Raw genomic sequence first — 23,191 nt, 5'->3', positions numbered from 1 at the left:
ATTATATGGACATGTCCCTGACCGAACCGGTAAGCGCTGAACAGCCCTGCGGCATCGATCTAGAGTACGACCCGGAATACCTGCTACTGTTCAATCGCGCCGCCCCCCAGGCGGAGGCACAATATGGTGATTTTGTTAGTACACCGGAAACCGTTAACTGGCCGGAAATTGAACGCGATGCGCGCCGCCTGCTCGCCCGAAGTAAAGATATACGTGTGCTGATCCTGTTATTGCGTTGCCGCACGCAATTAGCTGGAGCCCAGGGACTTGCAGAAGCATTTTTACTGCTGGAAAAACTGTGTACGGTATATTCCGCTACGCTACACCCACAACTTCTTATCGATGAAGACATCTCCACTGAAAGCGCAGAAGATGCGATTGTGGCCCGCAGCAACGCGCTAGCAGCATTACTGGATCATGAAGGAGTAATGGCGGACATCCGTAGTATCATATTGTCGAACAATGCTGCCATGCGGCTGCAGGTAAGAGATGTAGAGCGGGCCCTGTCAGCGCCACATCCTGCCGATGCGCTCTCCCCGGAGTCTGTAAGCCAGCAACTGGCCGATCTGGAAGCGAGAGGGCTGCTGCCATTAGCCGCATTTCGCCAGGCCGCAGAGAGCATCGAACATCTCCAACAATGGGCGAACGACACATTGCGCGATTTCGCGCCTGATTTCTCCCGTTTGAAACAATTGTTGTCGCTTTTACCTGACAGGGTAAAAGCGACAACAATAGAAGTTTCGCCACCACAAATACAGACGTCGGCCCCGGAGACCACGACTGCGGTCAACCTTCCCCCGACGCTGACGAAAGATATTGCCCCTGTAAATACGCCCGCAACTTTACCAGTGTTAACAAAAGCAATACCGGAAAATATCCGTGACCGCAACGATGCGCTTGAACGCCTGAGGATCATCCGCCGCTGGTTTGAAAGCAGTGAGCCAAGTAGCCCCACAATCCCACTGTTGCGCCAAGCGGAGCGATTGGTTGGAAAACGATTTTCGGAAGTAATCAATGAAATTCCGGTAGAGTTACTGGAGAAATGGGACCCATCAGAGTAACAGAATTCGTATGACTGAACATAGCCATCTGTAATATGCACTGATGATGTCGGGCTGGTCTGGCGATAACGATATTTGGAACATTATTACTGTTACGGTGCTATTTGCTCTACCATTATTGTCAATGTTACACACCGCTGGTGAATGATGTCAGCGGTAAAACAGCAGTGGTATCTGATATATGACAATATCTGGCGCTGCTTTCTGTCGTTTTCGGCCAGCATTCGACGGTCTTCCTCGTACTTCCCTCGGGCGGTGCGGTAAAGGTGACCGCAGAATATTCACCAAAAAGCGATACAGGTTTCTTTACCGCCAAAGCGATGCCGGAGATACTAAGGTTTTGCACCACTAGTTTTAACAAGGATATATAAACCACCAGAAATGGTGACTTTGTGAGATTAGTTGAGGGAGTTTAACGCGCGGATTTGTGGTTTGGTTAATACCATTGGGGCCGCTCCTTTATAGAACTGGACAGCCCCTACTTTGAACCACTTTTACACCAAATACGTAGAGAAAACCATATACGTATCGGGAAGATTTTTCGGTCTAACTGAGTGATATCTCTAACAAATAAAAAACACACCTACACCAAAAAACAAATAATTTGGCGGAACGGACGGGACTCGAACCCGCGACCCCCTGCGTGACAGGCAGGTATTCTAACCGACTGAACTACCGCTCCGCTGTGTTCCCTTGGGAACGTTGCGAATAGTACGGTGTGCCTTTCAGATCGTCAACGGTTTTTCTCATGTTTTGAATTGTTTGCTGCAAAAATCGCCCGGACGATGGTTTAATCAGCATCTTCCGGCTTATCAGGCGCGCCAGAGACAGCTGCCACCTTTTTTCTGCACTAAATCCAGCCGTGATTCATGCTCGGCCTGCTCTTCATCACTGGCAGAAATAACGCGTAATTTGCTGGCCGCACGAACGATACGTTGAATACCGGTATCGACCTGCTGCTTGCTCTCTCCTTCCATGGCGAAGGCTATGGAGGTCTGGCCGCCGGTCATCATCAGATAAACATCGGCGAGGATCTGGGAGTCAAGCAGTGCCCCGTGGAGGGTTCGCTTACTGTTATCTATTTCATAACGTGAGCATAGCGCGTCGAGGCTGTTACGCTTGCCGGGGAACATTCTCCGTGCCAGCGCCAGGCTGTCGGTCACTTTACAAAACGTATCTGTTTTTGGGATCCCGCGATTCAGCTTACTGAATTCATAATCCATAAAACCGATATCAAACGATGCGTTATGAATGACCAGTTCAGCGCCGCGAATATAATCAAGGAACTCATCCGCAACGTCGGCGAAGGTGGGCTTATCAAGCAAAAACTCATCGGCAATACCGTGAACGCCGAACGCTTCCGGATCCACCAGCCGGTCCGGTTTCAGATAGACATGAAAGTTATTACCGGTCAGACGGCGGTTGATCACTTCAACGGCACCGATCTCAATGATCTTATGGCCTTCATAATGAACGCCAATTTGGTTCATACCGGTTGTTTCGGTATCGAGGACGATCTGTCGTGTAATAGCAGTGCTCATATCGTTCATTTGTGTCAGACTTGTCGTTTTTAATCACAGGAAGTCTACCAGAGATGCTAAAAAAGGTAGAAGTTTTCACCGATGGTTCTTGTCTCGGCAATCCAGGACCGGGCGGCTATGGCGCTATTCTACGCTATCAGCTGGCTGAAAAAACTTTTAGCGAAGGCTATCGTTTGACCACCAATAATCGTATGGAACTGATGGCGGCAATCGTGGCGCTGGAAGCCTTAAAAGAACATTGTGAAGTGGTTCTGAGCACTGATAGCCAGTATGTCCGTCAGGGGATTACCCAGTGGATCCACAACTGGAAAAAACGCGGCTGGAAGACGGCAGAGAAAAAGCCGGTTAAAAATGTCGATCTCTGGAAGCGACTTGATGCCGCGCTCGGGCAGCATCAAATTCACTGGGAATGGGTGAAAGGACATGCCGGACATCCCGAGAATGAGCGCTGTGACGAACTGGCGCGTAAGGCGGCGTCTCATCCCACTCAGGAGGACATCGGCTATCAGCCTGATGCCTGACCTCAGGGCTTACGATATTGCCTGGTCGCGCCTACGGCCTGTCTTATCGGCCGCTTAGCTTTACTCTGTTTCATCGGATTGAGGGTAAGCGGTATGGTGCGTTTACGGGCCACAATCACTTGCAGGCATCCCAGGGCGGGAAGATGCGTACTCAATAACTTCCCGCCCTGCCGCGTCCACGGCAAAACCTGAAAGCGGCTATAATGCATTACTTCAAAATTAAGTAGCGTTAACCAGTCCATCTGGCGCATCAGGGTAAACATACGGCTGTTTGACGGCGGCCTTTTTCGCATGAACGGCACAAGCTTACGCAATCCCATCAGGCTCAGCGGGTTAAAGCCCGTGATGATAAGCCAGCCATCATCGATGAGTACGCGATCGGCTTCGCGAAGTAGTTGATGTGGATCCTGACACCAGGGCAACGTATGCGCTAACAGGCAGGCATCGATCGATTTCTCAGCAAACGGCAGATGCAAGGGATCGGCTTTGACCTGCATCGGTTCGCCGCTTAACGAGACATTAACCTGATGGGAGATGGCGCAAGCATCAGTATTGATTTCTGCGCTCAAATTGCCGATTTTAAGCAAGTGAAATCCATACATTTTTGCCAGCCACGGTTTAAGCTGATGCTCCAGGGCCTCACGATAGTATTCCCCCCTGGGCAGTTCGCTCCAGCGATTAGGGGATGGCGCTGTCTGGGAAATCCTTGCCGGTTTCATCACACTCTTCCGCTTCGCTTTATGAGGTCATTATGAATCTTAACAGTATTCCCGCATTTCAGGACAACTACATCTGGATATTAAGCGACGATGACGATCGCTGTATCATTGTGGATCCCGGAGAAGCCCGTCCGGTTCTGGACGCTCTGACGCAAAATAAGTGGCAGCCAGCGGCAATCTTTTTGACGCATCATCATAACGATCATACGGGGGGCGTGAAGGAACTCGTCCAGCATTACCCGGATATAGTGGTATATGGGCCACAAGAGACGCTAAATAAAGGAACTACCACGCTTGTTAATGACGGTGACAAGATCTCTGTTTTGGGCAGCGAATTTACTATTTTTTCTACGCCTGGACATACCGCGGGCCACGTTTGTTTCTTCAGTAATCCTTACCTTTTTTGCGGCGACACACTGTTTTCTGGCGGTTGCGGACGCCTGTTTGAAGGCACTCCTGCACAAATGTATCAATCCTTTCAAAAGATTAACGCATTACCAGAAGACACGGTTATTTGTTGCGCACATGAATATACTTTATCAAACATGGAGTTTGCCAAAAGTATCCTTCCGCACGATTCGTTCATAAACGATTATTACCTTAAAGTTAAGGGGTTACGCGCGAAGAAACAGATGACACTTCCGGTTATTCTGAAAAATGAGCGCCAGATAAATTTATTTTTACGAACTGATGACATTGATTTGATTAAAGTAATTTCAGAAGAAACAAATTTGCAACAACCTGAACAGCGTTTTGCCTGGTTAAGGGCAAAGAAAGATAATTTCTGACATTCGGACTTGTGTTTTGCCAGCTTCACCTTTATGATCGGTCGTCTTTTAAGCAACTATTGACACACACATGAAGGCAAAAGCGATATTACTCGCCTCTGTCTTGCTTGTAGGTTGCCAGGCGTCTCAGCACGATGGCAACGTTACACAGCACGCACAGAGCCTTTCTGCAGCTGGTCAAGGGGAAGCAGGTAAGTTTACCAGTCAAGCGCGGTGGATGGACGATGGAACATTCTCTGGGCAGGATCAGGACTTGTGGGCTTTTATCGGCGACGAGCTAAAGATGGGGATTCCGGAAAACAGCCGGATTCGCGATCAGAAACAGAAGTACTTACAGAACAAGAGCTATCTCCACGATGTAACTTTACGGGCAGAGCCGTATATGTACTGGATAGCCGGGCAAGTTAAGAAACGTAACATGCCGATGGAACTAGTATTACTACCCATAGTGGAGAGCGCTTTTAACCCGCACGCAACGTCTGGTGCCAATGCCGCAGGCATCTGGCAAATCATACCGAGCACCGGGCGCAATTACGGTTTGAAACAGACCCGCAATTATGATGCGCGTCGTGATGTTGTGGCCTCAACAACGGCCGCACTGGACATGATGCAGCGTCTTAACCGCATGTTTGACGGCGACTGGTTGTTAACCGTTGCAGCCTATAACAGCGGCGAAGGTCGGGTCATGAAGGCAATCAAAGCGAATAAAGCTCGCGGTTTACCCACGGACTTTTGGTCGCTCTCATTGCCACAGGAAACGAAGATTTACGTGCCTAAAATGCTGGCCTTGAGCGAGATTCTCAAAAACAGCAAACGGTATGGTGTTGTCTTGCCTGGCACCGATGAAAGTCGTGCACTGGCACGAGTACGCCTGAATAGTCCGGTAGAGATGGCACAGTTGGCTGATATGGCAGGTATTTCAGTCGCTAAGCTGAAGACATTTAATGCAGGCGTTAAGGGGTCGACCCTCGGTGCCAGTGGTCCTCAGTATGTGATGGTGCCGCAAAAGCATGCCAGCCAGCTACGTGAGTCGTTAGCCTCAGGTGAAATCGCCGCTGTCCAGCCAGGTCTGTTGGCTGACAATACGCCGCTCACCAGTCGCAGCTATAAAGTGCGCTCAGGCGATACGCTTTCCGGCATTGCTTCACGCCTTGGCGTGACGTCGAAAGATTTGCAACAGTGGAATAATCTACGTGGTGCAGGTCTGAAAATTGGTCAAAATCTGACGGTGGGTGCTGGTAGTAGCGCACAGCGTCTGGCCAACAACGATGACAGCATTACCTATCGCGTGCGTAAAGGCGACTCCCTCGCCAGCATTGCAAGGCATCACGGCGTAAACATCAAGGATGTGATGCGCTGGAATAGCGATACGGATAATCTGCAACCAGGCGACCGGATAACACTGTTTGTTAAAAATAGTGCTACGCCAGATTCCTGATGACAGAACGATAAAAAAGGCACCGTTTCCCCCGGTGCCTTTTTTATTTATGCCGTTTTGTGAGCTTCAAACATGATGGTGTCGCTGGTAAATGATCCGTCTTCCTGCAATTCAAAATAGTTTTTCACCTCCTGAGAAGCACTCTCCTGATACAGCCGAATGGCGTCGCTCAATGGCTGTGGGGTGCGCATCCGTGCAATCCAGGATGAGAACTCCAGCGGCAGACGATCAGTTGTCAGCCCGTCCGTAATAAAGCCCGCCTCATTCGCCAACGCCAGCCATTCCCCACTGGCGTAGTTTCTGACGTGTGAGGTATCCCGCAGCGCCTCAACGGTTTGCAACCAGATATCCCGCACCGGGTGGCCGGGAGACATGACATCCATAATAATCAAGACGCCGCCCGGTTTTAAAACCCGTTTTGCTTCCCGCAGCGCCTGCCCGACATCATGCCAGTGATGAGCGGAGTAGCGGCTAATTACCACATCAAAGCGCTCATCATTAAAAGGTAAGTGCTCTGCATAGCCCTGTTGGGTTGTAATATTATGCAGCCCTTTTTCCTGCGCGGCCCTGGCAACCACTTCCAGCATGCTCGCTGATAAATCATAAGCTGTGACCTGAGCGACCTGACTGGCGGCAGCAAAACTGGCGTGCCCTGCTCCACAGCCCAGATCCAGTACTTCAGCATGTGGCAGAGCAGCAAGACGCTTAGTCAACTGTTGCAAATCGCGGCCGGCAGCATGGACCGCGCTGGTCAGATAGGCCCCGGCCTGTGAGCTAAATTGTTTATTGATATGATCGTGGTGGGTAGTGGTGGTCATGGTGTGTCCTTTTGTGAGTGAGAGTAAAAGGGCAGCACCATTACAGGTCTGCCCGACGGCAGACCTGACATCCTTTATCTATCAGGTTTGCCGGGCGTGAATTCAACGAGTAGTGGATTATGATCGGAGGCGCGGGTCACCAGAACCGATGCTTCCCCGACGTTTAAACCGCGATAAAAAATAAAATCCAGCGGACGTCCAAAAGCACGGCGACGCTGGTCATCGGTGAAACGAACCTGGCGCAGCGACATTTCCCGGGAAAAGCGATAAAGCGCGTTCATCCGCTGACGGCTCCAGGCATTAAAGTCTCCAGCCATGATCACCGGACCGCTGTGATGCGCAATCTGATCGCCAATCGGCAGCAATTGTTTGCTGTAGACATCAACGCCCAGACTAAAGTTGACCGCATGAACGTTCACAACCATCAATAACCGGCCATCAGGCAGCGGATAAACTGTCACCAGTGCCGATTTAGACAGGCGTAACAGCGGCTCACGCTCGCGCAATGGGCAGCAGTAGACCGGATGTGCAGCAGAGAGCGTCATCACGCCTGAGGGATGCTGAGGCAGAACAAATGCCGGCACCTGGTCGGCGGCAAGATAGTTCGAGGTCGCGAATCGGATGAGTTCGGGCGTGGTTTGCGCTTCCTGAAGTAATACCAGATGGGCATCTTTACCAAAGTTTTGCAGCACCGACTGCCACTCCGCGCGTTGCTGCTTAAAAATGTTCCAGACTAAGACCCGAATCTTTTCTTCACTGCTAAGCGGTGCGCCTGCTGGCAATGCCTGGCCGATACTCGCAAACGATCCCGGCGGCAAAATTCGCTCCGCAGGTTGCCCGGCGACATAACGCATTGCATAAGTATTTTTTCGCACTTTTGGCATTACACCTCAATTACAACCCGGTCCGGAAAACGAACAACTCCTACTGTTATAGGGATTTTAGCGCATACTTTCAACGCTAACCGACAGAAAGATTGATGAGTTTGGTAAACAAAAGATTCCTCATAGCGCTTTACATAATGTTTTTAGCCTGCAAAAAACGTTAATGTTTAAATAACAAAGATCGCTAAAATAGCGTTATAGCTTTGCGTTTGGGGCAATAATGAAAGCAACATCTGATGAAATCGCAACATTTGTGGCGGTTGTGGAAAGCGGAAGCTTTAGCCGTGCCGCTGAACAGCTACGCCTGGCAAACTCGGCTATTAGCCGGACAGTTAAGAAGCTGGAAGCAAAGCTTGGTGTAAGTCTGCTAAACCGGACTACCCGCCAGCTCAGCCTGACTGAAGAGGGAGAGCGCTATTTCCGGCGCGTGCAGGTGGTTTTACAGGAAATGACGGCGGCTGAGAATGAGATTATAGAGACGCGACATTCACCGCGTGGTTTGCTACGTATAGATGCAGCCACTCCCGTGCTTCTGCATTATTTGATGCCGCTCATCAAACCCTTTCGCGAGCATTATCCGGATATTACGCTTTCACTGGTTTCTTCAGAAACGTTTATCAATTTGATCGAGCGTAAGGTGGATGTCGCTATCCGCGCCGGGATCCTGACTGACTCCAGTCTGCGTGCTCGCCCATTAATGACCAGCTATCGCAAGATTATCGCCTCTCCGGATTATATCTCCCGGCATGGGAAACCGAAGACCGTGGAAGAACTTAAACAACATGTCTGCCTGGGTTTTACTGAGCCTGGTTCGCTGAATACATGGCCCGTTTATTGCTGTGACGCACAGCTTTATGAAGTTGTTTGTGGCATCTCTTCCAATAGCGGTGAAACGCTTAAACAACTTTGCCTTAGCGGTAATGGCATTGCGTGTTTGTCTGACTATATGATTGATAAGGAAATTGAGCGCGGGGAACTGGTAGAACTGCTGGAAGATATACGCGTGCCTGTTGAAATGCCCCTTAACGCTGTCTACTACAGCGACAAAGCGGTGAGTGGGAGGATCAGAGCGTTTATTGATTTTCTCAGTGAGTACGGCCATTAACCGGCGTTTAAAAGGGCGGGATAAATAAAGTATAAAAAAAAGCCCTGAGTAAATACTCAGGGCTCTTAATAAGTGGCGGAACGGACGGGACTCGAACCCGCGACCCCCTGCGTGACAGGCAGGTATTCTAACCGACTGAACTACCGCTCCACCGAATTTCGTTGTCACTGACCAGATGTCACTCCGGTTTACTGCTTAATTTGATGCCTGGCAGTTCCCTACTCTCGCATGGGGAGACCCCACACTACCATCGGCGCTACGGCGTTTCACTTCTGAGTTCGGCATGGGGTCAGGTGGGACCACCGCGCTGTTGCCGCCAGGCAAATTCTGTTTATCAGGGTGCATGCTGCACACTGATTAATCTGTGATCAGGCTGAAAATATTCTCTCAAATCCGCCAAAACAGCTTCGGCGTTGTAAGGTTAAGCCTCACGGTTCATTAGTACCGGTTAGCTCAACGCATCGCTGCGCTTACACACCCGGCCTATCAACGTCATCGTCTTTAACGTTCCTTCAGGAGACTTTAAGTCTCAGGGAGAACTCATCTCGGGGCAAGTTTCGTGCTTAGATGCTTTCAGCACTTATCTCTTCCGCATTTAGCTACCGGGCAGTGCCATTGGCATGACAACCCGAACACCAGTGATGCGTCCACTCCGGTCCTCTCGTACTAGGAGCAGCCCCCCTCAGTTCTCCAGCGCCCACGGCAGATAGGGACCGAACTGTCTCACGACGTTCTAAACCCAGCTCGCGTACCACTTTAAATGGCGAACAGCCATACCCTTGGGACCTACTTCAGCCCCAGGATGTGATGAGCCGACATCGAGGTGCCAAACACCGCCGTCGATATGAACTCTTGGGCGGTATCAGCCTGTTATCCCCGGAGTACCTTTTATCCGTTGAGCGATGGCCCTTCCATTCAGAACCACCGGATCACTATGACCTGCTTTCGCACCTGCTCGCGCCGTCACGCTCGCAGTCAAGCCAGCTTATGCCATTGCACTAACCTCCTGATGTCCGACCAGGATTAGCTGACCTTCGTGCTCCTCCGTTACGCTTTAGGAGGAGACCGCCCCAGTCAAACTACCCACCAGACACTGTCCCCACGCCAGATTATGGCGCCAGGTTAGAACATCAAACATTAAAGGGTGGTATTTCAAGGTCGGCTCCACGCAGACTGGCGTCCACGCTTCAAAGCCTCCCACCTATCCTACACATCAAGGCTCAATGTTCAGTGTCAAGCTATAGTAAAGGTTCACGGGGTCTTTCCGTCTTGCCGCGGGTACACTGCATCTTCACAGCGAGTTCAATTTCACTGAGTCCCGGGTGGAGACAGCCTGGCCATCATTACGCCATTCGTGCAGGTCGGAACTTACCCGACAAGGAATTTCGCTACCTTAGGACCGTTATAGTTACGGCCGCCGTTTACCGGGGCTTCGATCAGGAGCTTCTCTTGCGATAACCCCATCAATTAACCTTCCGGCACCGGGCAGGCGTCACACCGTATACGTCCACTTTCGTGTTTGCACAGTGCTGTGTTTTTAATAAACAGTTGCAGCCAGCTGGTATCTTCGACTGGTTTCAGCTCCATCAGCAAGTGACTTCACCTACGCACCAGCGTGCCTTCTCCCGAAGTTACGGCACCATTTTGCCTAGTTCCTTCACCCGGGTTCTCTCAAGCGCCTTGGTATTCTCTACCTGACCACCTGTGTCGGTTTGGGGTACGATTTCGTGTTACCTGATGCTTAGAGGCTTTTCCTGGAAGCAGGGCATTTGTCACTTCAGCACCGTGGTGCCTCGTCATCACGCCTCAGTGTTAACAGCGTTCCGGATTTACCTGGAACACCCACCTTCACGCTTAAACCGGGACAACCGTCGCCCGGCCGACATAGCCTTCTCCGTCCCCCCTTCGCAGTAACACCAAGTACGGGAATATTAACCCGTTTCCCATCGACTACGCCTTTCGGCCTCGCCTTAGGGGTCGACTCACCCTGCCCCGATTAACGTTGGACAGGAACCCTTGGTCTTCCGGCGTGCGGGTTTTTCACCCGCATTATCGTTACTTATGTCAGCATTCGCACTTCTGATACCTCCAGCAGCCCTCACAGGCCACCTTCAACGGCTTACAGAACGCTCCCCTACCCAACAACGCATAAGCGTCGCTGCCGCAGCTTCGGTGCATGGTTTAGCCCCGTTACATCTTCCGCGCAGGCCGACTCGACCAGTGAGCTATTACGCTTTCTTTAAATGATGGCTGCTTCTAAGCCAACATCCTGGCTGTCTGGGCCTTCCCACATCGTTTCCCACTTAACCATGACTTTGGGACCTTAGCTGGCGGTCTGGGTTGTTTCCCTCTTCACGACGGACGTTAGCACCCGCCGTGTGTCTCCCGTGATAACATTCTTCGGTATTCGCAGTTTGCATCGGATCGGTAAGTCGGGATGACCCCCTGGCCGAAACAGTGCTCTACCCCCGAAGATGAGTTCACGAGGCGCTACCTAAATAGCTTTCGGGGAGAACCAGCTATCTCCCGGTTTGATTGGCCTTTCACCCCCAGCCACAGGTCATCCGCTAATTTTTCAACATTAGTCGGTTCGGTCCTCCAGTTAGTGTTACCCAACCTTCAACCTGCCCATGGCTAGATCACCGGGTTTCGGGTCTATACCCTGCAACTTAACGCCCGGTTAAGACTCGGTTTCCCTCCGGCTCCCCTATACGGTTAACCTTGCTACAGAATATAAGTCGCTGACCCATTATACAAAAGGTACGCAGTCACCCCATAAAAGAGGCTCCCACTGCTTGTACGTACACGGTTTCAGGTTCTTTTTCACTCCCCTCGCCGGGGTTCTTTTCGCCTTTCCCTCACGGTACTGGTTCACTATCGGTCAGTCAGGAGTATTTAGCCTTGGAGGATGGTCCCCCCATATTCAGACAGGATACCACGTGTCCCGCCCTACTCTTCGAGTTCACAGCATGTGCATTTTGGTGTACGGGACTATCACCCTGTACCGCCGGACTTTCCAGACCGTTCCACTAACACGCATGCTGATTCAGACTCCGGGCTCCTCCCCGTTCGCTCGCCGCTACTGGGGGAATCTCGGTTGATTTCTTTTCCTCGGGGTACTTAGATGTTTCAGTTCCCCCGGTTCGCCTCATGCCACTATGTATTCATGACATGATAGTGTGACGAGTCACACTGGGTTTCCCCATTCGGGTATCGCCGGTTATAACGGTTCATATCACCTTACCGGCGCTTATCGCAGATTAGCACGCCCTTCATCGCCTCTGACTGCCAGGGCATCCACCGTGTACGCTTAGTCGCTTAACCTCACAACCCGAAGATGTTTCACTTCAGTGTTGCGAAAATTTGAGAGACCCACGAACAACTCGCGTTGTTCAGTGTTTTTCAATTTTCAGCTTGATCCAGATTTTTAAAGAGCAAATATCTCAAACGTGACTGATACAGTCAGTTTTGAGATACGTTTGGTTGTGCCTTTCACCCACAGCCAGCAAGTGGCGTCCCCTAGGGGATTCGAACCCCTGTTGCCGCCGTGAAAGGGCGGAGTCCTAACCGCTAGACGAAGGGGACACGGAGTGTCACGACTTCGCAGCCGTCTTGCTCGTTACTTTTTCATCAGACAATCTGTGTGAGCACTTCAAAGAACGTTTCTTTAAGGTAAGGAGGTGATCCAACCGCAGGTTCCCCTACGGTTACCTTGTTACGACTTCACCCCAGTCATGAATCACAAAGTGGTAAGCGCCCTCCCGAAGGTTAAGCTACCTACTTCTTTTGCAACCCACTCCCATGGTGTGACGGGCGGTGTGTACAAGGCCCGGGAACGTATTCACCGTGGCATTCTGATCCACGATTACTAGCGATTCCGACTTCACGGAGTCGAGTTGCAGACTCCGATCCGGACTACGACATACTTTATGAGGTCCGCTTGCTCTCGCGAGGTCGCTTCTCTTTGTATATGCCATTGTAGCACGTGTGTAGCCCTGGTCGTAAGGGCCATGATGACTTGACGTCATCCCCACCTTCCTCCAGTTTATCACTGGCAGTCTCCTTTGAGTTCCCGGCCGGACCGCTGGCAACAAAGGATAAGGGTTGCGCTCGTTGCGGGACTTAACCCAACATTTCACAACACGAGCTGACGACAGCCATGCAGCACCTGTCTCACAGTTCCCGAAGGCACCCCGGCATCTCTGCCAGGTTCTGTGGATGTCAAGACCAGGTAAGGTTCTTCGCGTTGCATCGAATTAAACCACATGCTCCACCGCTTGTGCGGGCCCCCGTCAATTCATTTGAGTTTTAACCTTGCGGCCGTACTCCCCAGGCGGTCGACTTAACGCGTTAGCTCCGGAAGCCACGCCTCAAGGGCACAACCTCCAAGTCGACATCGTTTACGGCGTGGACTACCAGGGTATCTAATCCTGTTTGCTCCCCACGCTTTCGCACCTGAGCGTCAGTCTTTGTCCAGGGGGCCGCCTTCGCCACCGGTATTCCTCCAGATCTCTACGCATTTCACCGCTACACCTGGAATTCTACCCCCCTCTACAAGACTCTAGCATGCCAGTTTCGAATGCAGTTCCCGGGTTGAGCCCGGGGATTTCACATCCGACTTGACACGCCGCCTGCGTGCGCTTTACGCCCAGTAATTCCGATTAACGCTTGCACCCTCCGTATTACCGCGGCTGCTGGCACGGAGTTAGCCGGTGCTTCTTCTGCGGGTAACGTCAATCGACAAGGTTATTAGCCTTGTCGCCTTCCTCCCCGCTGAAAGTACTTTACAACCCGAAGGCCTTCTTCATACACGCGGCATGGCTGCATCAGGCTTGCGCCCATTGTGCAATATTCCCCACTGCTGCCTCCCGTAGGAGTCTGGACCGTGTCTCAGTTCCAGTGTGGCTGGTCATCCTCTCAGACCAGCTAGGGATCGTCGCCTTGGTGAGCCGTTACCCCACCAACTAGCTAATCCCATCTGGGCACATCCGATGGCAAGAGGCCCGAAGGTCCCCCTCTTTGGTCCGAAGACGTTATGCGGTATTAGCTACCGTTTCCAGTAGTTATCCCCCTCCATCAGGCAGTTTCCCAGACATTACTCACCCGTCCGCCACTCGTCAGCGAAGCAGCAAGCTGCTTCCTGTTACCGTTCGACTTGCATGTGTTAGGCCTGCCGCCAGCGTTCAATCTGAGCCATGATCAAACTCTTCAATTTAAGTTTGATGCTCAAAGAATTAAACTTCGTAATGAATTACGTGTTCACTCTTGAGACTTGGTATTCATTTTTTGCCTTTCGGCATTAAGAATCCGTATCTTCGAGTGCCCACACAGATTGTCTGATAAATTGTTAAAGAGCAGTTGCGACGCGGCTTACAGCTCACCGTCGCGAGGTGGCGTATATTACGCTTTCCTCTTTCAGAGTCAACCCTGAATTTCAGGATTTTTCTCTTCAACCGAAACGGCTGTTTGTGTGAAGTGATTCACATCCGCCGTGTCGATGGAGGCGCATTATAGGGAGTTCGCGCCGTATGACAAGGGGAAAAATGCAATTTTATTTCAACCGCTCACCTTTTGAGCATAACGCCTGTTTTTAGCGCTTTTTGATAGCCGATGGCAGGTCTGCAAGGCTGTTAATCACCCAATCAGCCGCTTTTTCTGCGTCTTCGGTTACCGGCTTACCGGTTCGCACCAGCACTTTTGTGCCGACGCCCGCTGCCGCTGCCGCCTGCATATCCTCCATTTTATCGCCCACCATATAAGAAGCGGCCATATCAATGTGCAGATAGTCCTTTGCCGAGAGCAGCATGCCTGGATGAGGCTTACGACAATCACAGGTCTGACGGAATTCTTCCACGCTGCCCTGCGGGTGATGAGGGCAATAGTAGATGCCATCTAAATCGACACCACGATCTGCCAGCGACCAGTCCATCCATTCTGTCAGCGTTTCAAACTGCTCTTCGGTGAACTTACCGCGTGCGATACCGGACTGGTTTGTCACCAGCACCAGCGCATAGCCCATTTCTTTTAATTCACGCATGGCGTCGATCACGCCATCAATAAATTCAAACGCATCAATTTCGTGTACATAACCATGATCGACGTTAAGCGTGCCGTCACGATCGAGAAATATAGCTGGTACTGATTTTGCCACCGCATTGCTCCTGAAAAAGGCATGTTCCGTTAGTATCGCATGTTTCAGCGACCATTAAAGCGCTGAAAGCATAAAGCCAGATTGATTTAGCCGTCTGGATGCCTTAACATCCATCACATTAGCGGGTACTCCCCGTCTATGGCAGAAGAAAATGCCACGGCTAACACCAGAGCGATAACAAATACTCTAATGATTAAACTTTCCAATATTACTAAGGTTTTCCAGCAAGGAAATCACACTATCCAGGCTCTGAACGATGTCAGCCTGCATATTCCTGCCGGACAAATCTACGGCGTCATTGGCGCCTCTGGCGCGGGTAAAAGTACGCTTATCCGCTGCGTAAACTTACTTGAGCGCCCGACACAGGGGAGCGTGCAGGTTGACGGCCAGGAACTCACCACGCTTTCTGCTTCCGCCCTCACAAAAGCGCGTCGTCAGATAGGCATGATTTTCCAGCATTTTAACCTGCTGGCCTCGCGCACCGTTTTTGGTAATGTAGCGCTACCGCTTGAACTGGATGCTACGCCGCGCGAAGAAATCAATCGCCGGGTGAAAGAGCTGCTCGACCTGGTGGGGCTGAGTGATAAACATGACAGCTACCCGGCCAATCTTTCCGGCGGCCAAAAGCAGCGTGTGGCCATTGCCCGCGCCCTTGCCAGCAATCCGAAAGTTCTGCTGTGTGATGAAGCCACCAGCGCCCTCGATCCTGCCACAACGCGTTCCATTCTCGAACTATTAAAGGATATCAATCGCCGTTTAGGGCTGACCATTCTGCTGATCACACATGAAATGGATGTGGTGAAGCGTATCTGCGATTGCGTAGCCGTGATTAGCAACGGCGAGCTTATCGAACAGGATAAAGTCAGCGAAGTGTTTTCTCACCCGAAAACGCCGCTGGCACAACAGTTTATTCAGTCCACGCTGCATCTGGATATTCCGGAAGATTATCTGCTGCGTCTGAAAGCCGAATCTACTGCGGATAGCGTGCCGATGCTGCGCATGGAATTCACTGGCCAGTCGGTCGACGCCCCGCTGCTGTCAGAAACCGCTCGTCGTTTTAACGTTAACAACAATATTATCAGCGCGCAGATGGATTATGCCGGTGGCGTTAAGTTCGGCATCATGCTGACCGAAATGCACGGCGCGCAACAAGATACACAAGCTGCCATTGCCTGGTTGCAGGAACACCACGTGAAAATAGAGGTACTGGGTTATGTCTGAGCCAATGATGTGGTTATTACTGCGTGGCGTATGGGAAACGCTGGCCATGACCTTTGTTTCCGGTTTCTTCGGCTTTGTCATCGGCCTGCCGGTAGGGGTACTTTTATATGTGACTCGTCCGGGACAAATCATTGAGAATGCGAAGCTTTACCGCACCCTGTCGGCGCTGGTAAATATTTTCCGTTCCATTCCGTTCATTATCTTACTGGTATGGATGATCCCCTTTACTCGTGTCATTGTCGGCACCTCTATTGGGTTACAGGCCGCTATTGTTCCGCTTACCGTCGGTGCAGCACCGTTTATTGCCCGTATGGTTGAGAATGCGCTGCTGGAGATCCCCGCCGGGCTGATCGAAGCCTCGCGCGCAATGGGAGCCACCCCAATGCAGATCGTGCGCAAAGTGCTACTGCCGGAAGCCTTGCCGGGCCTGGTGAATGCCGCAACGATCACGCTGATCACCCTGGTCGGCTACTCCGCAATGGGCGGTGCTGTCGGTGCAGGTGGCCTCGGGCAGATAGGCTACCAGTATGGTTATATCGGGTATAACGCCACGGTAATGAATACGGTGCTGGTATTGCTCGTCGTTCTGGTTTATTTAATTCAGTTCGCAGGCGATCGTATCGTCCGTTCTGTCACTCATAAATAGCATCACACAACACTAATACGCTAAGTAAGGAAATAGTATGACGTTCAAATTTAAAACCTTTGCGGCAGTCGGAGCGTTGATCGGTTCTCTGGCCCTGGTGGGTTGCGGCCAGGATGAAAAGGATCCCAACCATATTAAAGTCGGCGTAATTGTCGGTGCTGAACAACAGGTTGCCGAAGTCGCGCAAAAAGTGGCGAAAGAAAAATACGGTCTGGATGTCGAACTGGTGACGTTTAACGACTATGTCCTGCCGAACGAAGCGCTGAGCAAAGGTGATATCGACGCCAATGCCTTCCAGCATAAACCGTATCTGGATCAGCAAATTAAAGATCGTGGTTATAAACTGGCTATCGCTGGCAATACGTTTGTATATCCGATTGCAGGCTACTCCAAAAAAATCAAATCGCTTGATGAATTACAGGATGGCTCACAGGTTGCTGTGCCTAACGATCCGACCAATCTCGGACGCTCTCTGCTGCTGCTGCAAAAACAAGGTCTGATAAAACTGAAAGACGGCGTGGGCCTGCTGCCAACCGTCCTTGACGTTACGGAAAATCCGAAAAACCTGAAGCTGGTTGAACTGGAAGCACCTCAACTGCCGCGCTCGCTGGACGATGCACAAATCGCGCTGGCGGTCATTAATACGACCTACGCCAGCCAGATCGGTCTGACACCGGCGAAAGACGGTATCTTCGTTGAAGACAAAGATTCCCCGTATGTGAACCTGATCGTGGCGCGTGAAGATAATAAAGACGCGGAAAACGTGAAAAAGTTTGTTCAGGCTTATCAGTCGGATGAAGTTTACCAGGAAGCTAACAAAGTGTTTAACGGCGGTGCTGTTAAAGGCTGGTAATCTTTTCTCGCTGTAATATCATTCAGGACGGGCTTATGCCCGTCTTGTCATTTATGCGGGCACCTGATTCAATAGTTCACCACCCAGTTATTCATTGAGGAAATATTATGCGTGCTTTACCGATCTGTTTAGTCGCACTTATGCTCAGCGGCTGCTCCATATTAAGCAGATCTCCCGTCGAACCTGTTCAAAGCACCGCTGTCCCGCCAAAAGCGGAACCCGCAAAACCAAAAACAACCTATACCGCGCCAGTAAAAATCTATACGGATGCGGAAGCATTAGTCGGAAAACCTTTCCGCGATCTGGGTGAAGTCTCGGGTGATTCCTGCCAGGCCTCGAATCAGGATTCACCGCCGAATATCCCGACCGCCCGTAAACGTATGCAGATTAATGCCTCTAAAATGCATGCCAATGCCGTTCTGCTGCACAGTTGTGAAGTCACCAGCGGCACGCCAGGCTGCTATCGTCAGGCTGTTTGCGTCGGATCCGCACTTAACGTTTCGGCAAAATGAGTGCATTTCAGTTTGAGCAGATAGGCGTTATCCGCTCACCTTATAAAGAGAAGTTTGCCGTACCGCGTCAGCCAGGGCTGGTAAAAAGCGCAGGCGGCGAACTTCATCTGCTTGCGCCCTACAACCACGCTGAAGCAGTACGTGGTCTGGAGACATTCAGTCATTTGTGGATTGTCTTTGTGTTTCATCAGACCATGGAGGGCGGCTGGCGTCCCACGGTACGCCCTCCCCGGCTTGGCGGTAACACCAGAATGGGCGTTTTTGCCACCCGCTCGACCTTTCGCCCGAACCCTGTCGGCATGTCGCTGGTTGAGTTAAAGGGGATACGTTGCCACAAAGAACAGGTGATCCTGCAATTAGGTGGGTTGGATCTGGTCGATGGCACGCCGGTCATTGATATCAAACCCTATCTGCCCTTCGCCGAATCACTGCCTGACGCCCGTGCGGGCTATGCGCAACAGCCGCCATTAGCAGATATGGCCGTCACCTTTACTGCCGACGTTGAACACTACCTCCTCTCATTGCAAACGCAGTATCCGCATTTTAGAACGTTCATTAGTGAGGTGCTGGCGCAGGATCCACGCCCGGCCTATCGGAAAGAGGAAGAAACGGGTAAAACCTACGCGGTATGGCTGGAGGACTTCAACGTGCGCTGGCGTGTCAGTGATGCTGGATTTGAAGTCTTTGCCCTGGAAGCACGCTAATTTTATCGCTCTCTCTTTTGGCATCCCCGCCACACTGGTAAACTAAACCACTTTTTTTGCGTCAGGCTCGCACTGAGCCTGTTCCGATCGTCCAAATGGAACCGTAATAACATGCGTACTAGCCAATATCTGCTCTCCACTCTGAAGGAGACACCTGCCGACGCCGAGGTCATCAGCCACCAGCTGATGCTGCGCGCCGGGATGATCCGCAAGCTGGCCTCCGGGTTATATACCTGGCTGCCGACCGGCCTGCGCGTTCTGAAAAAAGTCGAAAACATCGTGCGTGAAGAAATGAACAACGCCGGTGCCATCGAGGTGTCGATGCCAGTGGTTCAACCGGCCGATTTGTGGGTTGAGAGCGGTCGTTGGGAGCAGTACGGCCCGGAACTGCTGCGTTTCGTTGACCGTGGCGAGCGTCCGTTCGTCCTCGGTCCGACACACGAAGAAGTGATCACCGACCTGATCCGCAATGAACTAAGCTCCTACAAGCAACTGCCGCTGAACTTCTTCCAGATCCAGACCAAGTTTCGCGACGAAGTGCGTCCGCGCTTTGGCGTCATGCGTTCCCGCGAATTCCTGATGAAAGATGCCTACTCTTTCCATACCTCCCAGCAATCGTTGCAGGAAACCTATGATGTCATGTACGCCGCGTACAGCAAAATCTTCAGCCGCATGGGTCTGGATTTCCGTGCGGTACAGGCAGATACCGGTTCTATCGGCGGTAGCGCCTCACATGAATTTCAGGTACTGGCGCAGAGCGGCGAAGATGATGTGATCTTCTCCGATACTTCTGACTACGCCGCCAACATTGAATTTGCTGAAGCTGTCGCACCAAAAGCACCCCGTGCCGCCGCCACTCAGGAAATGACCGTGGTGGATACGCCGAATGCCAAAACCATTGCCGAGCTGGTTGAGCAGTTCAATCTGCCGATTGAAAAAACGGTCAAAACGCTGCTGGTGAAAACCGTTGAAGGCAGCAAATCTCCGCTGATTGCCCTGCTGGTTCGCGGCGATCATGAACTGAACGAAGTCAAAGCAGAAAAACTGCCGCAGGTTGCCAGCCCGCTGACCTTCGCGACGGAAGAAGAGATCCGCGCGCTGGTGAATGCCGGTCCGGGTTCCCTCGGCCCGGTAAATATGCCGATGCCGGTGGTAATTGACCGTACCGTTGCCGCCATGAGCGACTTCGCCGCGGGTGCGAACATCGATGGCAAACACTATTTCGGTATTAACTGGGATCGCGATGTGGCGACGCCAGAAGTGGCTGATATTCGTAACGTGGTAGCTGGCGATCCAAGCCCGGATGGACAGGGCACGCTGCTGATCAAACGCGGTATCGAAGTGGGCCATATCTTCCAGCTCGGCACCAAATATTCTGAAGCGCTGAAAGCGTCGGTACAGGGTGAAGATGGTCGCAACCAGACTCTGACTATGGGCTGCTATGGCATCGGGGTAACCCGCGTGGTAGCCGCCGCTATTGAGCAGAATAATGATGAGCGTGGCATTGTATGGCCTGATGCTATCGCCCCGTTCCATGTCGCCATTCTGCCGATGAATATGCACAAGTCTTTCCGCGTTCAGGAGCTGGCAGAAAAGCTGTATGCCGAACTGCGCGCGCAGGGCATTGAGGTGCTGATGGACGATCGTAAAGAGCGTCCGGGCGTAATGTTTGCCGACATGGAGCTGATTGGCATTCCGCACACCATCGTGCTGGGTGATCGTAACCTCGACAACGACGATATTGAATATAAATATCGCCGTAACGGCGAGAAACAGCTGATCAAGACTGGCGACATCGTTAGTTATCTGGTCAAAGCGATCAAAGGCTAACGCCTGAATTTCGCTTTACGCAGCCCCGCGCCAGTCAGCGCGGGGCTTTTTTTATTCCTTACAGCCTTTATCAGGTACAAATGTCATTTTGCTGTCAGGCGTTAACACTTTTATCTGCTCGCGGCTACCAGGCTCGGCCTTAAACGAAAAGTGTCCTTCAATCAGCAACAGTACCGGCTTATCTTCACCACGTGTTCCTGCGTCCTGGACGGCGTTGTCCATCCTCACCGATTTCTCAGTCGTACAGTCGGTAAAGGTCGCAATACCTGCGACGGAGCGATACATACCGCGCATCGCCATCGGCGTGTCCGGCAGACTGGCTGTCACCGGTTCAAGCGTATGGTTAAACTGTGACGTAATTGGATTACCATCACGATCGAGCATCTCCAGCGCCTCGCCCTTCGCATGATAGTAATATTTTTCACCCTGGGTATCCGTCAGTACCAGCTTATCAGCGGTTCTTGCCCATGTACCATAGGTGGCAAAAGCAGCATTTTTTTCTGCGCTACCGAGATAATGCGAGTTCATCACCCAGCTACCATCTTTCTCCAGAAACAAGGACGTTTCAATGCCTTCACAATCGGCGCAGGGCAACACGCCACGCCAGCTTTGCTGCATCGGCTTCAGTTCCGCCAGGTCAGGTTGAACTGTCTCAACCTCGGTGCGGTGATTACAGCCGATGAGCGCAACCAGCGCCCACGCCGCTACAGCGGATAATATGACTTTTTTCACCTCAGGTTCCTTATGATGTTATCTTCCCCGACTTATTCCGTTGAGCGTTTCACTTTCCCACGCAGCGATTTTACCGAAGATTTCTGCGCTTTTGACGCCAGCCGCCGCTCTTTCGAAGCGCGCGTAGGGCGTGTCGGTCGGCGGCTTTTTTGCACCACCGTCAGCTCCTGAATCACCGACACCAGCCGGGCAATCGCCGCTTCCCGGTTCATCTCCTGCGTCCGGTGCTCCTGCGATTTAATAATGATTGTCCCGTCATCGGTGATCAAATGGTGACTGGCGGCAAGAAGGCGCTCTTTATAGTAATCTGGCAGCGTTGATGCCCGGATGTCAAAACGTAAATGGATCGCCGTTGAGGTTTTATTCACATTTTGTCCGCCCGCCCCTTGCGCGCGAATGGCCGTAATGGTGAATTCATCTTCACTAATCGCCACGCTACCGGATAGGGCGATCATGCGGGCTGCTGCCAGGCAGTGAACTGAATTTCCAGATTATTATCGTTATCCGATAACCAGATCGCCCCTTCCTGAATCGTCGCCTGTAAGGTCATGGTGCGGGCGGCGAAAGCGCTTAATTGCGCCAGCTGCGCATCGTCGAGATACCAGATGCTCAGATTTTTAAACGATGACAGTTTACTTTGGTTCTGCTGCCACCAGATATCGGCCGCGCGGCTGTTATAGGTAAACAACGCCACCTCGGCGGACTGAGAGCAGGCTTTTTTAATCCGCCGTTCGTCCGGCAGACCCAGCTCAATCCACAAATCAATGCCCAGATGATCGTTGCGCAGCCACGCTTCCGGCTCCTCTTCGGCACTCAGCCCACGCGTAAACTGAAGACGTTCATTGGCGTACTTAATCCACGCCAGCAGACGCAACATCATGCGTTCCTGTGTCTCAGAGGGATGACGCGCCAGAGTGAGTGTCGCATCAAGATACTGATGGCGATCCATATCGGCCACGTTAACTACCGCTTTATAAATTGTCGCTTTCAGCGCCATGAAACTGCTCCTTCAAAAAGTAGCCTCTATTGTAGCGAAAATGGCGGCAAAAGGCTGTTCCCTGTGATCCAGGTACGTTTTCATCCCGCTGATATTGCTTACTTGATTATGGTATAGTCGCCTTGCTAAACAGGGTTTATCTTCGTAGGCTTAAACTTGCATCCACGGTGAAGTCAGGACATTGACAGGAGGGAATGTGGAACAATATTGTGAGTTAATACGCAAGCGATATGCGGAAATCGCCAGCGGAGATTTGGGGTATATCCCGGATGCGCTGGGTTGCGTACTAAAAGTGCTCAATGAAATGGCTGCGGATGATGTCCTTTCAGAGTCGGTCAGAGAAAAGGCGGCGTATGCTGCCGCGAACTTACTGGTGAGCGATTATGTCAATGAATGAAACGTATCAACCCATCAATTGCGATGACTATGACAATCTCGAGCTCGCCTGCCAGCAGCATCTTTTGCTGACGCTGGAACTGAAAGACGGTGAAGTACTGAAGGCGAAAGCCGCGGATTTAGTCTCGCGCAAAAACATCGAGTATCTGGTTGTGGAGGCGTCCGGCACCAGCCGTGAACTGCGCCTGGACAAAATTTCCAGCTTTAGCCACCCGGACATCGGCACCGTAGTGGTGAGTGAATCCTGAGTCCTCCTCTTGTCGGGTAAGCATTG

Annotated in this window: 20 protein-coding genes, 3 tRNA genes, 3 rRNA genes and 1 pseudogene; 13 read left to right on the top strand and 14 right to left on the bottom strand. The window is 51.6% G+C overall.

The window, feature by feature from the left end:
- Window positions 1-5 precede the first annotated feature (5 nt).
- Window positions 6-1,061: an ImpA family type VI secretion system protein gene (locus ACMGGS_RS11710; RefSeq protein ID WP_414162799.1), complete on the top strand. Its 1,056-nt coding sequence runs from the start codon at window positions 6-8 to the stop codon at window positions 1,059-1,061.
- Window positions 1,062-1,666: 605 nt separating this feature from the next.
- On the opposite strand, the gene ACMGGS_RS11705 is transcribed toward ACMGGS_RS11710, so the two are convergent.
- Both ACMGGS_RS11705 and dnaQ read right to left on the bottom strand, forming a co-directional pair.
- A tRNA-Asp gene (locus ACMGGS_RS11705) sits at window positions 1,667-1,743 on the bottom strand.
- A gap of 130 nt (window positions 1,744-1,873) precedes the next feature.
- Complete coding sequence (dnaQ, locus tag ACMGGS_RS11700) at window positions 1,874-2,602, bottom strand: DNA polymerase III subunit epsilon (RefSeq protein ID WP_176918691.1); 729 nt, start codon at window positions 2,600-2,602, stop codon at window positions 1,874-1,876.
- Here dnaQ and rnhA point away from each other — a divergent pair.
- Window positions 2,550-3,123, top strand: a pseudogene (gene rnhA / locus ACMGGS_RS11695) (ribonuclease HI). The gene dnaQ and the pseudogene rnhA overlap by 53 nt on opposite strands.
- A 2-nt stretch (window positions 3,124-3,125) precedes the next feature.
- Here rnhA and ACMGGS_RS11690 read toward each other — a convergent pair.
- Complete coding sequence (locus ACMGGS_RS11690) at window positions 3,126-3,842, bottom strand: class I SAM-dependent methyltransferase (protein WP_414162798.1); 717 nt, start codon at window positions 3,840-3,842, stop codon at window positions 3,126-3,128.
- Window positions 3,843-3,874: 32 nt separating this feature from the next.
- On the opposite strand from ACMGGS_RS11690, the gene gloB reads away from it, so the two are divergent.
- On the top strand, window positions 3,875-4,630 hold the full coding sequence (gloB, locus tag ACMGGS_RS11685) for a hydroxyacylglutathione hydrolase (protein ID WP_414162797.1): 756 nt from the start codon (window positions 3,875-3,877) through the stop codon (window positions 4,628-4,630).
- A gap of 70 nt (window positions 4,631-4,700) precedes the next feature.
- On the top strand, window positions 4,701-6,068 hold the full coding sequence (mltD, locus tag ACMGGS_RS11680) for a murein transglycosylase D (protein ID WP_414162796.1): 1,368 nt from the start codon (window positions 4,701-4,703) through the stop codon (window positions 6,066-6,068).
- A 47-nt stretch (window positions 6,069-6,115) separates the two neighbouring features.
- Here the strand turns inward: mltD and ACMGGS_RS11675 are convergent, their stop codons facing one another.
- Window positions 6,116-6,886 carry a class I SAM-dependent methyltransferase gene (locus ACMGGS_RS11675; RefSeq protein ID WP_414162795.1) on the bottom strand — a complete coding sequence of 257 codons (771 nt, stop codon included), beginning with the start codon at window positions 6,884-6,886 and terminating at the stop codon, window positions 6,116-6,118.
- A 74-nt stretch (window positions 6,887-6,960) separates the two neighbouring features.
- The gene (locus ACMGGS_RS11670; RefSeq protein ID WP_176918697.1) at window positions 6,961-7,761 is read right to left on the bottom strand and encodes an endonuclease/exonuclease/phosphatase family protein; all 801 of its coding nucleotides are present in this window, start codon (window positions 7,759-7,761) and stop codon (window positions 6,961-6,963) included.
- 229 nt (window positions 7,762-7,990) lie between these two features.
- Between ACMGGS_RS11670 and yafC the strand changes: the two genes are divergently transcribed.
- The gene (gene yafC, locus ACMGGS_RS11665) at window positions 7,991-8,875 is read left to right on the top strand and encodes a DNA-binding transcriptional regulator YafC (RefSeq protein ID WP_414162794.1); all 885 of its coding nucleotides are present in this window, start codon (window positions 7,991-7,993) and stop codon (window positions 8,873-8,875) included.
- 73 nt (window positions 8,876-8,948) lie between these two features.
- Here yafC and ACMGGS_RS11660 read toward each other — a convergent pair.
- From ACMGGS_RS11660 to gmhB, 6 genes are all read right to left on the bottom strand, one after another.
- A tRNA-Asp gene (locus ACMGGS_RS11660) sits at window positions 8,949-9,025 on the bottom strand.
- 55 nt (window positions 9,026-9,080) lie between these two features.
- Window positions 9,081-9,196: ribosomal RNA gene (gene rrf, locus ACMGGS_RS11655) — 5S ribosomal RNA — on the bottom strand.
- Window positions 9,197-9,292: 96 nt separating this feature from the next.
- Window positions 9,293-12,199: ribosomal RNA gene (locus ACMGGS_RS11650) — 23S ribosomal RNA — on the bottom strand.
- Window positions 12,200-12,385: 186 nt separating this feature from the next.
- Window positions 12,386-12,460, bottom strand: a tRNA-Glu gene (locus ACMGGS_RS11645).
- 88 nt (window positions 12,461-12,548) lie between these two features.
- Window positions 12,549-14,090: ribosomal RNA gene (locus tag ACMGGS_RS11640) — 16S ribosomal RNA — on the bottom strand.
- Together the 16S, 23S and 5S rRNA genes with 2 tRNA genes alongside form the textbook arrangement of a ribosomal RNA operon.
- A 375-nt stretch (window positions 14,091-14,465) precedes the next feature.
- Entirely contained in the window at window positions 14,466-15,026 is a 561-nt protein-coding gene (gmhB, locus tag ACMGGS_RS11635) for a D-glycero-beta-D-manno-heptose 1,7-bisphosphate 7-phosphatase (protein WP_194207730.1), read from the bottom strand.
- 189 nt (window positions 15,027-15,215) lie between these two features.
- Between gmhB and metN the strand changes: the two genes are divergently transcribed.
- From metN to proS, 6 genes are all read left to right on the top strand, one after another.
- Window positions 15,216-16,247 (top strand): methionine ABC transporter ATP-binding protein MetN, encoded by a 1,032-nt coding sequence (gene metN, locus ACMGGS_RS11630; protein WP_176919732.1) that lies wholly within the window; start codon window positions 15,216-15,218, stop codon window positions 16,245-16,247.
- Window positions 16,240-16,893: a methionine ABC transporter permease MetI gene (locus ACMGGS_RS11625; protein ID WP_176919733.1), complete on the top strand. Its 654-nt coding sequence runs from the start codon at window positions 16,240-16,242 to the stop codon at window positions 16,891-16,893. The genes metN and ACMGGS_RS11625 overlap by 8 nt, the downstream gene beginning before the upstream one ends.
- Before the next feature lie 37 nt (window positions 16,894-16,930).
- On the top strand, window positions 16,931-17,746 hold the full coding sequence (gene metQ / locus ACMGGS_RS11620) for a methionine ABC transporter substrate-binding lipoprotein MetQ (protein ID WP_414166171.1): 816 nt from the start codon (window positions 16,931-16,933) through the stop codon (window positions 17,744-17,746).
- A 107-nt stretch (window positions 17,747-17,853) separates the two neighbouring features.
- On the top strand, window positions 17,854-18,258 hold the full coding sequence (gene rcsF, locus ACMGGS_RS11615) for an Rcs stress response system protein RcsF (RefSeq protein WP_414166170.1): 405 nt from the start codon (window positions 17,854-17,856) through the stop codon (window positions 18,256-18,258).
- Complete coding sequence (gene tsaA, locus ACMGGS_RS11610; protein WP_414166169.1) at window positions 18,255-18,962, top strand: tRNA (N6-threonylcarbamoyladenosine(37)-N6)-methyltransferase TrmO; 708 nt, start codon at window positions 18,255-18,257, stop codon at window positions 18,960-18,962. The genes rcsF and tsaA overlap by 4 nt, the downstream gene beginning before the upstream one ends.
- A gap of 111 nt (window positions 18,963-19,073) precedes the next feature.
- Window positions 19,074-20,792: a proline--tRNA ligase gene (gene proS, locus ACMGGS_RS11605; protein WP_414166168.1), complete on the top strand. Its 1,719-nt coding sequence runs from the start codon at window positions 19,074-19,076 to the stop codon at window positions 20,790-20,792.
- Between the two features lie 51 nt (window positions 20,793-20,843).
- Here proS and nlpE read toward each other — a convergent pair whose 3' ends face one another.
- Genes nlpE through ACMGGS_RS11590 form a run of 3 tightly spaced genes read right to left on the bottom strand, consistent with a single transcriptional unit; the run spans window position 20,844 to window position 22,521 of the window.
- On the bottom strand, window positions 20,844-21,524 hold the full coding sequence (gene nlpE / locus ACMGGS_RS11600; RefSeq protein ID WP_414166167.1) for an envelope stress response activation lipoprotein NlpE: 681 nt from the start codon (window positions 21,522-21,524) through the stop codon (window positions 20,844-20,846).
- 32 nt (window positions 21,525-21,556) lie between these two features.
- Window positions 21,557-21,979, bottom strand: a complete 423-nt coding sequence (arfB, locus tag ACMGGS_RS11595) for an alternative ribosome rescue aminoacyl-tRNA hydrolase ArfB (RefSeq protein WP_414166166.1) — start codon at window positions 21,977-21,979, stop codon at window positions 21,557-21,559.
- Window positions 21,976-22,521: a YaeQ family protein gene (locus tag ACMGGS_RS11590; RefSeq protein ID WP_414166165.1), complete on the bottom strand. Its 546-nt coding sequence runs from the start codon at window positions 22,519-22,521 to the stop codon at window positions 21,976-21,978. The genes arfB and ACMGGS_RS11590 overlap by 4 nt, the downstream gene beginning before the upstream one ends.
- A gap of 196 nt (window positions 22,522-22,717) precedes the next feature.
- On the opposite strand from ACMGGS_RS11590, the gene ACMGGS_RS11585 reads away from it, so the two are divergent.
- Both ACMGGS_RS11585 and rof read left to right on the top strand, forming a co-directional pair.
- Window positions 22,718-22,918, top strand: a complete 201-nt coding sequence (locus ACMGGS_RS11585; RefSeq protein ID WP_176919742.1) for a YaeP family protein — start codon at window positions 22,718-22,720, stop codon at window positions 22,916-22,918.
- Window positions 22,905-23,165: a Rho-binding antiterminator gene (gene rof / locus ACMGGS_RS11580; RefSeq protein WP_414166164.1), complete on the top strand. Its 261-nt coding sequence runs from the start codon at window positions 22,905-22,907 to the stop codon at window positions 23,163-23,165. Before ACMGGS_RS11585 ends, rof begins: the two co-directional genes overlap by 14 nt.
- Window positions 23,166-23,191: the final 26 nt, after the last annotated feature.

It is taken from the genome of Superficieibacter sp. BNK-5, from assembly GCF_047456055.1.
GTDB lineage: Bacteria > Pseudomonadota > Gammaproteobacteria > Enterobacterales > Enterobacteriaceae > Superficieibacter.
Note: the sequence above shows the minus strand (reverse complement) of the source record. Positions and strands in the feature narration are given on the sequence as shown.